A 12664-nucleotide genomic window follows, 5' to 3' on the forward strand; every position below is an offset into this window, starting at 1 on the left:
GCGGCATCCTGGGGAGCCGGCCAGCGGCCGGCACTACCTTGGGGCGGGCGGCATCCTGGGGAGCCGGCCAGCGGCCGGCACTACCTTGGGGCGGGCGGCATCTTGAGGAGCCGGCCAGCGGCCGGCACTACCTTGGTGCGGGCGGCATCTTGGGGAGCCGGCCAGCGGCCGGCACTACGCTTGAAAGCAGAAAAGCCGCCCTTGTGGGGCGGCTTTTCCTTTGCCGACTCACCGTCGGCGCTACGCGTTGTCGGCCGCGTTGCGGCCGGCGCGCTTATTTCACCAGCTTGGCGATGGCAGCGCCCAGATCGCCCGGCGAGCGGACGGTGACCACACCGGCAGCTTCCATGGCGGCGAACTTGCCTTCAGCAGTGCCCTTGCCGCCCGATGCGATCGCACCGGCGTGGCCCATGCGCTTGCCGGCCGGAGCCGACGCGCCGGCGATGAAGCCAACCACCGGCTTCTTCACGAACTGCTTGATGTACTCCGCACCGGCTTCCTCGGCGTCGCCGCCGATTTCGCCGACCATGATGATGCCTTCGGTCTGCGGGTCTTCGTTGAACAGTTTGAGGCAGTCAACGAAGTTCAGGCCGTTGATCGGGTCGCCACCGATACCGATGCAGGTCGACTGGCCCAGGCCCACTTCCGTGGTCTGCTTGACCGCTTCATAGGTCAGGGTGCCCGAACGCGACACGATGCCGATCTTGCCCGGCTTGTGGATGTGGCCCGGCATGATGCCGATCTTGCACTCGCCCGGGGTGATCACACCGGGGCAGTTCGGACCAACCAGCACGGTGTCCGGATGGGCACGGGTCAGCACGTTCTTCACGCGCAGCATGTCCAGCACCGGAATGCCTTCGGTGATGCACACGATGACCTTGATGCCGGCAGCAGCGGCTTCCAGGATCGCATCGGCCGCGTACGGCGGCGGCACGTAGATGACCGAGGCATTCGCGCCGGTGCTCTTCACGGCGTCGGCAACGGTGTTGAAGACCGGCAGGTCGATGTGGGTCGTGCCGCCCTTGCCCGGGGTCACGCCGCCAACAACCTGGGTGCCGTACTCGATCATCTGAGTGGCGTGGAAGGTGCCCTGCTGGCCGGTGAAGCCCTGCACGATCACCTTGGTGTTCTTGTTAATCAAAACGGACATGTCTTGAAGTCCTTCGTAAATTATTTGGACCGGCTTCGGATGGGATGACATCGCCCATTGGTCGATGTCCGTACCGCATGCCACCAGAACCCCCGTCACTCCGCGTTGCGGAGTGCCAGCCCCCTTGACTCAAGGGGGCAAATCACGGTTCTGCCAGCGATCCGATGCCGTAAGAATTAGGCGGCGTTCTTGACAGCTTCGACGACCTTCTTGGCACCGTCGTTGATGTTGTCGGCCGGGATGATGGCCATGCCGCTGTCACGCAGCAGCTGCTTGCCTTCTTCCACGTTGGTGCCTTCCAGGCGCACCACGACCGGAACCTTGACGCCCACTTCCTTGACCGCGGCGATGATGCCTTCGGCGATCATGTCGCAGCGGACGATGCCGCCGAAGATGTTGACGAAGATGCCTTCGACCTTGTCCGAGGACAGGATCAGCTTGAACGCTTCAATGACGCGCTGCTTGTTCGCACCGCCGCCCACGTCCAGGAAGTTCGCCGGCTCGCCGCCGTTGAGCTTGATGACGTCCATGGTGGCCATGGCCAGGCCGGCGCCGTTCACCATGCAGCCGATGTTGCCGTCCATGGTGACGTAGTTGATGTCCAGCTCCGAAGCGGTCACTTCGGTTTCGTCTTCCTGGGTCTTGTCGCGCATGGCGACCAGCGCCTTCTGACGGAACGCGGCGTTGTCGTCGCTGTCGAACTTGCCGTCCAGCGCGTACAGGTTGCCGTCGTCCAGGATGGCCAGCGGGTTGATTTCAACCAGGGCCAGGTCCTTTTCGTTGAACAGGCGGTACAGGTTCACCATGATGTTGGCGAACTGGCCGGCCTGCTTGGCGGTCAGGCCCAGCTTGAAGCCGAAATCACGGCCGTGGTAACCCTGCACGCCTTCAACGAAGTCGACGTTGAGCGAGTGGATCAGCTCCGGGGTTTCAGCGGCAACCTGCTCGATCTCCACGCCGCCTTCCGAAGAGGCGATGTAGGTGATGGTCTTGGTGCCACGGTCAACCAGCACCGACAGGTACAGTTCCTTGACGATTTCACCGGCGGTGGTCACCAGCACCAGGTTGACCGGCAGCTCGACGCCGGCGGTCTGGTAGGTGGCCATCTTGGTGCCGAGCATCTTGGCCGCAGCGGCCTTCACGTCGTCGGTGGTCTTGCAGAACTTGACGCCGCCAGCCTTGCCGCGACCGCCCGCGTGGATCTGTGCCTTCACCATCCAGGGGCCCTGGCCCAGGGCGTTGGCGGCAGCGACCGCTTCATCCGGGGTCGCCGCGACCTTGCCGGCCGGGACGGGAATGCCGTACTCGGCAAGCAGCTGTTTTGACTGGTATTCGTGGAAATTCATGCGTCACCGTGGGAATAGGAACGACCGCACGCATCTCCAAGGCTCCCTCACGGGTCACCGGCACGGACCGCGGCGGGCCCACTATTGTGGACGAGCCGGCGCGCAGGCGCAAAGAAACCGGGCCTGTGGCGTGAAGAGCCGGAGTTTTTCACGGTCATTCAGGCAGTTGCGCGGGTGGCGGCATGCCGGCGGCGGGTCGGGAATGGGCAGAATGCGCGACCGGCGCCCGGGGCTGGCCCGATCCGGGGATGGCGTGCCTATACTGGCCCCACAACGGGCCGGCCCGGTCCGTTGACGCAGCCGGGCATGGCCCGGCTCTACCAAGGGCAGCCAGAAGGGGAGTTCCGGCGTGTCACCCAATGCTTCACTGATCGACCGCATCGAGTCCATGCCGAAGCGGGAGCTGTACTTTTTCGCCCTGTACCGTGTGCTGATCGCGGCGGTCATCGCCGCCCTGCTGTTCAGCCCGCTGAGCGGGCTGGTGGGCGAATCCACCCACCCCCGGCTGGCGTCCGTGGTCAGCGGCAGCTATCTGGCGCTGTCGATGCTGATCCTGATCGGCGGCCGCAACGACCGCTGGCTGCGCCCCATCGTGGTCGGCAGCCTGGCCGTGGACATCCTGGCCACCGTGCTGCTGGCCCATGCCCTGCCCGGCGCCAGCGCCGGCCTGTCGATGGCGCTGCTGTTCAACATCGCCGCCGCCGCCACGCTGCTGCCGCTGTCGATGGGCATCGCCATCGCCGTGACCGCCGGCGTCGCCACTGCCGGCGAGTACGCCTGGAACCTGCTCGAGAACGGCCAGCCCAACCGCACCCTGGCCGAGCTGGCGATGTTCATCACCAGCTTCCTGGCCCTGGCCTTCATCAGCTACCAGGTCGGCAACCGCGCCCGTCGCAACCAGCAGCTGGCCAACCAGCGCGGCGACGAGGTGGCCAACCTCTTCGAGATCAACGAACTCATCATCCGCCGCATGCGCACCGGCGTGCTGGTGGTCGATGCCGCCAACCGCATCACCCTGGCCAACGAGGCCGCCTCGACCCTGATCGGCGACAACGACGGCAACAGCGGCACCGGCCGGCTGGAACTGGGCAGTGCCTCACCCGACCTCAGCCGCCGCCTGCAGCGCTGGCGCAACGGCTGGAACAACGAAGAAACCCCGCTGCAGCTCTCGCCCGACCAGCCCGAAGTGCAGCCCCGCTTCGCCCGCCTGCTGGCCGGCAGCGACCTCACCCTGGTGTTCCTGGACGACTCCAGCGTGGTCTCGCGCCGCGCCGAGTCGCTCACCCTGTCGGCCATGGGCCGCTTCTCGGCCAGCCTGGCCCACGAGATCCGCAACCCGCTGGCGGCCATCAACTACGCCGCACAGCTGCTGGAGGAATCGGCCGCCATCGGCGACACCGACCGCCGCCTGCTGCAGATCATCAACCAGCAGTGCCAGCGCACCAACGGCATCGTCGAAAGCGTGCTGGGCCTGGCCCGGCGCGAGCGCGCCAACCCCGAGAACCTGGACCTGGCCGCCTTCGTGCGCCGCTTCGTGCTGGAGTACAAGCAGAGCCTCACCCTGGAAACCGACAGCATCGAGCCGATCATCAGCGAATCGTCGGTGCATGGGCTGGTGGACCCGCGGCACCTGCACCAGATCCTCACCGTGCTGGTCCACAACGCGCTCAAGTACGGTCGCACCGGCCAGGACCCGGCCCGCGTGCGGCTGCGGGTGGCCCGCCAGGACCGCTCGGCCGTGATCGACGTGATGGACCGCGGCCCGGGCATCCCCGAAAAGGTCGTGGAGCAGCTGTTCCGCCCGTTCTACACCACCTCCGAGCACGGCACCGGGCTGGGCCTGTATATCGCCCGCGAGCTGTGCAAGGGCAACCAGGCCAGCCTGGAGTATGTGTCCGTGCCGGCCGGTGGCGCCTGCTTCCGGCTGGTGCTGGCCGGCCCGCACACGATGTTGCCGCAATGAGGCGCTACGCTGCTGGCGTCAAATGTTTGTCGTTATCAACCGCACTCGGCTATCTTTCCCCCATATGAACGAAAACCGCAGCGCCCTCGTCGTCGACGACGAACGCGACATCCGCGAACTGCTGGTACTGACCCTGGGCCGCATGGGCCTGCGCATCAGTACTGCCGCCAACCTCGCCGAAGCGCGCGAGCTGCTGGCGAGCAACCCCTACGACCTGTGCATCACCGACATGCGGCTGCCTGACGGCAACGGCATCGAGCTGGTCACCGAGATCGCCCAGCACTACCCGCGCACCCCGGTGGCCATGATCACCGCGTTCGGCAGCATGGACCTGGCGGTGGAAGCACTGAAGGCCGGCGCGTTCGACTTCGTCAGCAAGCCGGTGGACATCTCGGTGCTGCGCGGCCTGGTCAAGCATGCGCTGGAGCTCAACAACACCGAGCGCCCGGCCCCGCCGCCGCTGACCAGCGACACCACCGCGCGCCTGCTCGGCGATTCGGCGGCCATGGACGTGCTGCGCAACACCATCACCAAGGTCGCCCGCAGCCAGGCGCCGGTGTACATCCTGGGCGAATCGGGCGTGGGCAAGGAGCTGGTGGCCCGCACCATCCACGGCCAGAGCGCGCGCGCGGCCGGCACCTTCGTGCCGGTCAACTGCGGCGCCATTCCGTCGGAGCTGATGGAAAGCGAATTCTTCGGGCACAAGAAGGGCAGCTTCAGCGGTGCCCACGCCGACAAGCCTGGCCTGTTCCAGGCCGCGCATGGCGGCACCCTGTTCCTGGATGAAGTGGCCGAACTGCCGCTGCAGATGCAGGTGAAGCTGCTGCGCGCGATCCAGGAAAAGTCGATCCGCCCGGTCGGCGCCTCTGCCGAAGTACCGGTGGATGTGCGCATCCTCTCGGCCACGCACAAGGACCTGGGTGAACTGGTCGAAGACGGCCGCTTCCGCCACGACCTGTATTATCGTATCAACGTGATCGAACTGCGCGTACCGCCGCTTCGCGAGCGCCGCAGCGACCTGCCGCAGTTGGCGGCGTCGATTCTGGCGCGGCTGGCGAAGACGCATGGTCGGCCGACTCCGCTGCTGGCGCCGTCGGCGCTGGAGGCATTGGGCACGTATCACTTCCCTGGCAACGTGCGCGAACTGGAGAACATTCTGGAGCGCGCGCTGGCGTTGGCCGAGGGCGACACCATCGGAGCGACCGACCTGCGCCTGCCGCAGCAGGGTGTGCCGAGGCACGGTGGTGCGCCGATTGCGCCGCATGAGGAAGCGGTGGTGGACCTGCCGGCCGGGAATGGCGCGCTGCCTTCCTACATTGAGCAGATGGAACGCACCGCGATCCAGAAGGCGCTGGAAGAGAACCGCTGGAACAAGACGCGGACGGCGGCGCAGTTGGGCATCACCTTCCGGGCGTTGCGGTACAAGCTGAAAAAGCTGGGAATGGATTGAGGATTGGCCGTAGAGCCACGCCCTGCGTGGCTGCCACGTAACAACGCAACACCCTTGATCCTCCAGCCCGCCAACCATCTCGCATCACCCGGCATTACGAAGGACACGCAAGGCGTGTCGCTACGGATCCCGGCTGCGCTTGGCATCGCGATGGACACGCATGGCGTGTCGCTACGGCCCCCGGCTACGCTTGGCATCGCGATGGACACGCATGGCGTGTCGCTACGGATCCCGGCTGCGCTTAGCATCGCGATGGACACGCATGGCGTGTCGCTACGGGTCACGGCTGCGCTTGGCATTGCGATGGACACGCATGGCGTGTCACTACGGGTCACGTGCGCCTCGCCTGCCGCGTAGTGACACGCCATGCGTGTCAAACGCACCAACCGGCCAACTGACGCCAACGCCCCAACAAAACTGCACCGCTGTCGCACTACCGCCCAAATCCGAGCCGGTCGCGACACCGCATGGGCAATGCCTACCAAGCCCCGCAGAACCAACAGACACAAGCGATTAGCCATTGAACGCATCACAACGCATGGTGTGCCACGGAGCTTCAAATCTCCAAGTGGATGCAAAATTACGGACGTCCCATGTCGGGAGGGTGGCTAATACAAGACCCCTCAACCGGGGAAATACTCCACGCCGCACGCATCCACGCGGATTTGAACCTCCCGGCTCCCTTGCCGTACCGGCAAGGGAGATTTTCCCCATGGAGGCTTCCCATGCGCTCGGCACGTAACACCCCGCTCTTCCCCGAACTTCATCTACCCACGGGCGAACGCCCGCGCCACTACACCGTGCGGGCGCACACCTATGCATGGATGGACACATTCGGCGGCGGCACCGTGCCATGCCTGACAGTACACGGCCACTGGCTGGAGAGCGCGGGTTTCAAGGTCGGCTCAAGCGTCAGCATCGAAGCCACGGTCGGCCGACTGGCCATCAGCCTCCTCGACTACCCCGAGTCAACGCGCCAGCGACACTCCAACGCCTTCGAAAAACACATCGAAAAGCGTGGCCGCACATCCGCGGGCGGCGACGTGGTGCATGAGCATCCGGGCTGGCTGGTACGCGAGCATATCCTGGCCCCCATGGGCGCCTCCACCCTGGACTTCGCCCATGCCATCGGAGTCTCGCAGGACTTCGCCGAATGCTTCTTGGCAGGCGACTACGACGTGGATCTGGATCTAGCCGAGCGCCTAGGACCGTTCTGCCGCACCTCGCAGAGGCTGTGGCTGGACCTGCAGCGGAAGCATCATTCTGTGCGGTAGAGCTGGGCACAGGCCGGCCAGCTAAATCCACCATCGGGCACCGCCCCCGTACCGTAGAGCCATCCCCCTGCGTGGCTAGCATCCATCGCTACACACCGCTCGCGAACGGGCATAAGAAGCATGAGAGCCCGGCTCAACTAGGTGGATCACCCTCTTTCATGATCGCAGTCAACTTCTTCGCAACCTCGGGTGCAAGCGCTTGCGGCCAAACGTGAGCGACGACGCCCAAGAATTCCTGCCTTTGCGACGCATATGCCTCAACGGCCTTCAATGTAGATTCGCCGTGCAAAGTTAACAGCGTTTCCAAAGGACCCGCGCCCAAGTTCTCCAAGACCCAAGGATCCGCACTGACTTCGGATATCTCAACTACGAGCCTCCATGCCTCCTCCGGCTCTTCAATGCACGCCATATTGAGAGAAGAGGCAGACCATTGAGATTCTCTCTGCAAGGCGGATCCATCTGGAGCACCCTGTAGCGCAATCCAAGCTGTCACCAAGTTCTGGTTATGTAGAAATTTCATCGGCAGCTACCTCGGACCAGGTTGATTCGGAGCTGGCTTCGTTGCCCATTCCCAAGCGTCAGGAGGATACGCTTTGCAGTTCATGGAGTCTGCTACTTCAAGGTATCCACGCAGGTTCACCTGCCAAGACCTGAACTGCTGCTGGTGCCCGGCCCACGACATTTTTCCGACGGGCCTGCTAGTGAAGAGATCGAGTCCATCTTGGCGCATGTCCCAGTATCTCTTCTTCAAGACACCGAGGATACTGCTGATCGTTGCGTATATCTTTTGACACTTGTCTTGCGCGGGGCACGCCTCCTCAGTCTTCGCGCTATCTCCAGTCAACGAAGCCGCAGCGGCTGCACTGGCAGCCGCCAATCCAGAGGAAGTTGATCCGGTGTTTGCAGAGGACCCAATTCCCGCAGCCGCACAAGCGAGAACGTTCTCGGGGCGAGCGCACTTCGAGAGGGTAGTCAGCCCAGATGGATCGTAGTTAGCGATCGGACTGGAGAGGGAGTAAGCAAAGGTATTCACCCCGCCGTCCAGCCCTATAGGATCGCTCTGAACGTATCGACCCGTGGCTGGGTCATAGTCTCGATAGTAGTTGTAGCTCAGGCCGCTTGCAGAGTCATGACGCTGCCCAGGGAAACGAAGATCGAACGCCTGAAGTACTCCATCCTGATCAGGATCCTCGGCCGACTCTCCCTCACCAAACGCCTCACCCAGCAAGCTCCAGCGCCATACCGCCACATCACGCAGAGGATCGATCAATGCGCGCGGTGAACCCAGATGGTCGGACTCGATGTAGAGCACCTTGCCGGCTTGAATCAGGCCAACCGGTCGGGAGCCCAACCATACGACCTGCTGCGCCGGGGTCCCAGTCGCACCGTAGCTACCCAACCACTCGCCGCCCTCGCCATGCAGGTGCAGCGTCTTGTCAGTACACACCTGCTGCAGGACGCGCTGCCCCGCCGCATTGTGGCGGTAGCTGGCCTGCGCAGAGCCTGCCCGAGTCGCACTGCCAAGCCGGCCAGCAAGATCATAGGCGTACTGCCACTCACCGCCGATCGTCAGCGTGTTGCCCATTGCATCGTACGTGCGGTCAACACCATCCACTGACATCAGCCGGTGGCTACCCGCAGGGTAAACGTAGGGCTGAACTCCTGCCGAGTTGCCAAACGACAACCGGTTGCCGGTGGCGTCATAGCTGTACTGCTCGATGGCCACGCCCGTCTGCGCATCCTTGAATGCCGTCAGGCGACCCAACGCGTCATAGTCCAGCGTTGCACCCTGCCCCTGCGGTCCGCCATCGGTCAGCGACGCGATGTTGCCGGCGCCATCGAAGCCAAAGGAAACCTTCAACCCATCGCGGTTGTCGCTGATGCTCAGGGGACGGTAGTCTTGATCGTAGCTGCGGTCCACGCGACGGCCGTTACCGAACGTCCAGGACTGCTCCGGGCCGAAGGGCAGCGCCTGCACGCCCTGCAGCAGCACCTCGCGGGTGCCACCGGCCGGGGTGACCCCGACGCTGCTGACCTGCCCGAGAGCGTCGTAGCCATAGTCAACCAGGCTGCCGTCCGGGTAGGTCATCGACTGCAGACGTCCCGACGGCGCATAGGCGTAGCGCAGCACCAGCGGCTGACCTTCGACCACCTGCACGCGGCGAACCAGATCACCAAGCGGGCTGTAGCAATAGTCGGTTCGACCGCTGGAATCGATCATGCTGGAAAGGCGCCCCACCCCTGCACGCTCCCCGACCGGGCACTGGGCCGACGGTTGGTCGTAAACGTACTGGATGTCGGCTGCAGGATCAGCGAACCGAACGGCCACGGTGCGACCGACCGCGTCGTACTCGTACTGCGCTGTCACGCCGCGGGCGTCAGTCCGGCTCAGCGTGTTGGCGAGGCGGTCGTAGGTGAACTGCGTGACGCCCGTGTCCGGGCTGGTCTGCGTCGCCAGCTGCCCGAAACCATCGTAGGCATAGCTGGTCGCCAAGCCCTTGGGATCGACAACCCGCTCGACCTGGCCATTGGCGGCGTACTCGTAGCCCATCTCTGCATTGATGCCGCCGAGATCATCGATCTGCTTGGTCGGGCGGCCGGCACCGTCGTAGGTGCTCTTGGACACCGTACCGAGCGAATTCTCCGTCTCCAGCAGATTGTCCATGGCGTCATAGCGCATTTGGGTCGCTTGACCCGCCGCACCCGTCACCCGGGTCATGCGGCTGGCGGTGTCGAACAGGCGGTCCAGAGAGCGCCGCAGCGCGCCACTACTGTCGCGCACTTCCTCGCGCAGGCGGTTGCCTGCGCCGTCCAGTATGTAGTTGATGCGGTTACCCGCAGCGTCTTCCACACTGGTGAGGCGGTCTGCCGTGTCGTAGTGCATCCGGGTCCAGACGCCGTCCGGCTGGGTGGTGCGGGTCAGCTTTCCTGTCGAGCTGTACTCACTGAGGGTGATGCGATCGCTGCTGGGGCCGTCACCCTTTATGGTCTCGGCCAGGACGCGACCGCCGGTGTCGAACAGCCGCTCGACAACAACGCCGTCGATGCCGCGGACCTGTACCGCATTGCCCATTGCGTCGTATTCCAGGAACTCGGCGCGGCGCCCCAGTGCATCGATCTCTGCCTTCAAGTCGCCCTTGCGGTAGTGGCAGCTGCCACCCGCGTCACAGCCAGCGTCATTGGCGGCGTGGTATTCGAAGCGTGTGAGCGCACCGGTTGGATTGAGCGCGGTGAGCTGGAGACCGGGGAGCGGACACTGGGCGGGACTGCTGACGGCGTCGGCGTCCGTGCAGTAGGTGCTCTGGTACTGGCGCACATTGGCAGGCGCCGTGGCCAGAGAACCGCAGACGTAGTCGGTGTTCTGGTTGGCGTCGTACTGGCACGAGAACAGCACGTGGCCTTGGGCATCGTAGACCTGACGGTTCAAGGAGGTTAGCTGCTCGCCGGCGGTGATCTTCTGGCTGACACGCTGCTCCGCGACTCGGTTGTTGGCGTCGCGGGTGGTGCGGCTGATGCGGCCGATGGATTCTTCGGTAGCCGTCATCACCTGCGAAACAGGCCCGGTACTGGTATCCGCGTATGAGAACGTAGTGCGGTTGCCCAACGCGTCCGTTCTGGACGTAGGACGCCCGCTGGCGCTGAAGCCGTAGGAACGGGTTCCCTGTGCGTCGATCGTCTGGGTGATCTGTCGGTACTGGGTGCCCCCTACAGCATGCTGCCTGACATCGCCAAGATGATTGATGGACGTAGCCGATCCGTCCGGGTTGTAGCTGATGGTGATCACGTCAACCGGCTGCCCATCGGCAAACAAGCGACTCCCCGTTACCTTCGCCTGATCGTTGTACGAGAAGGTTGCATACCTGGCGTCCCTTTCGACGATACCGGTCAGCAGATTGCGGCCACTCTCCGGCGCAAGGCCCTGTTCGGCGTACACGTAGGTCCGGGAAGATCCGTCGGGCCGGTCCACCCTTACCAAGTTGTGGAACTCGTTATACGTGTACCTCGCCGCCGAGCCGTCCGGTAACGTGATGGACGCAATTCGGGACTGCTCGTATGCGAATACCAATGCTCGCCCAGTGCCATCGGTGATGCGAGCCAGCCTTCCTTTCGAATCGTAGGCGAGCGTGACAATAGTCTGGGATGAGCCATCATCGACGGCGACGAGGCGACCTTGCGGGCTGTATCTCCTTGTAGTTCCGACTGCCTCGGTCAGCTGGAAATCGCCACTCGGCAATTTGCGAAGGGTTTCTCCGGCAGACTGATTGCCGCGCCCAGAGGCGTACGTCTGCAGGTAACCCTTGTCGGTAAAACGTGCGTCACCCCGTGATGAAAGCAAGGCGTCAGAGTAAGTGTGCGACCAGCGCGCCCCGAACTCTGGTCCGGACTGAAACTGACCCAAAGAGTGGTACTGCCGGGCAAAAACACGCCCGGCAAAGACGAAATCCACCTCCGTCCGTGCCTTATCCCCTGTGGCGGGGAAGCACGGATTGCAGTTGCCAGGTTGCGATTCAGACTGAGTCGAATCATAGAGATAGATGTACTTCGCCGTCATGGTCGGCTCGCAAAGCCTGGGCCAGTCCACGCCCGTCCCTTTGGGAAAATAGGCAGGATTGCTGGTTTGCTTCGGCTGAAAGCCAGCAGGGCAGTCAAAGTTCTGAATCTTTACGATCGGCGCTTCGCGCTGATCAGGCGTGGGCGTGCCCCAGCCCGGACACCACACCGAGTAACGGTACCCCCGTTGTGCCCCGGATTGGCTGGCAAGGAACCGGATCTCCCCATAACCATATGTTCGACCAATCGTCGCGTAGGGCGTGGCGTGCTGGCCGTTGTAGCCCAAATCAACATACGAACAGTTTCCAGCATCAGCGCGATAGCGCGCCATCATCCCTGCCACGCCCTCGGCTTCGTCAGCACACTTCCAAGGGAAGTACGGATCTGGCTCCGCCCCACAGATTCCCTAGCGGGAGTCCATGCTCCCGACTACGTATCCCGGCTTGTAGAGGACGCTGGGCTCATGGTCTTCCACTTCGTACTGGATCATGTAGACGGGATTTACCGTACCCGTGTAATGCAGCGTTTTCCCTTTCCTCCACAAGTTCCCGTAGGGGCCCGCCTTGGAGCGAAGTTCGGCTTCAGCCTGACCGAGCGTTGGGAAACACACGCCTTCGAAGCAGAACCTCGGCGCTACCGGCGACTGCTGCGCTGCGAGCGGCGCGAGAGGAAGCAGCGACAGCGCAAAGAGCAGGCCTAGAGCCTTCAGGAATCGTGTGGCCACAACCACCTCCATGTGGACGCCAGTGACGTGCTATCGCAATGTACATTCGCGCAGCCTGGCAAGATTCAGGAGTGTGTCCTGCTAACTGAGCTTGAACCGGGCAGGCAATCACAGTTCACAAAGAATGCTGTCTGATCCTTCGCGCAAGACCTGACGGAAACAAGCAGCCCCGCAAGTGCGGGGCTGTGTACCAGAGCAGAAACATC

The 12664-nt window shown here is 63.6% G+C and carries 7 protein-coding genes; 3 read left to right on the forward strand and 4 right to left on the reverse strand.

The features are described 5' to 3' along the window. Positions 1 to 274 precede the first annotated feature (274 nt). A complete protein-coding gene (gene sucD / locus RT456_RS15655; protein WP_313347966.1) occupies positions 275 to 1150 on the reverse strand; it encodes a succinate--CoA ligase subunit alpha in 876 nt (291 codons plus the stop codon). 176 nt (positions 1151 to 1326) lie between these two features. Next, positions 1327 to 2496, reverse strand: coding sequence for an ADP-forming succinate--CoA ligase subunit beta (gene sucC, locus RT456_RS15660; protein ID WP_313347967.1), 1170 nt, complete (start codon positions 2494 to 2496; stop codon positions 1327 to 1329). 349 nt (positions 2497 to 2845) lie between these two features. Here sucC and RT456_RS15665 point away from each other — a divergent pair, with 349 nt between their 5' ends. The 3 genes from RT456_RS15665 to RT456_RS15675 all read left to right on the forward strand — a co-directional run bounded on the left by RT456_RS15665 (position 2846) and on the right by RT456_RS15675 (position 7183). Then, complete coding sequence (locus tag RT456_RS15665; protein WP_313347968.1) at positions 2846 to 4459, forward strand: MFS domain-containing histidine kinase; 1614 nt, start codon at positions 2846 to 2848, stop codon at positions 4457 to 4459. A gap of 64 nt (positions 4460 to 4523) precedes the next feature. Next, a complete protein-coding gene (locus RT456_RS15670; protein WP_313347969.1) occupies positions 4524 to 5909 on the forward strand; it encodes a sigma-54 dependent transcriptional regulator in 1386 nt (461 codons plus the stop codon). Positions 5910 to 6634: 725 nt separating this feature from the next. Further along, positions 6635 to 7183 carry a SymE family type I addiction module toxin gene (locus RT456_RS15675; protein WP_313347970.1) on the forward strand — a complete coding sequence of 183 codons (549 nt, stop codon included), beginning with the start codon at positions 6635 to 6637 and terminating at the stop codon, positions 7181 to 7183. A gap of 526 nt (positions 7184 to 7709) precedes the next feature. On the opposite strand, the gene RT456_RS15680 is transcribed toward RT456_RS15675, so the two are convergent. Together RT456_RS15680 and RT456_RS15685 are read right to left on the reverse strand one after the other, a co-directional pair. Next, positions 7710 to 12065 (reverse strand): RHS repeat-associated core domain-containing protein, encoded by a 4356-nt coding sequence (locus tag RT456_RS15680; RefSeq protein WP_313347971.1) that lies wholly within the window; start codon positions 12063 to 12065, stop codon positions 7710 to 7712. A gap of 75 nt (positions 12066 to 12140) precedes the next feature. Further along, entirely contained in the window at positions 12141 to 12470 is a 330-nt protein-coding gene (locus RT456_RS15685; protein WP_313347972.1) for a hypothetical protein, read from the reverse strand. Positions 12471 to 12664 lie beyond the last annotated feature (194 nt).

It is taken from the genome of Stenotrophomonas sp., from assembly GCF_032099025.1.
GTDB lineage: Bacteria > Pseudomonadota > Gammaproteobacteria > Xanthomonadales > Xanthomonadaceae > Stenotrophomonas.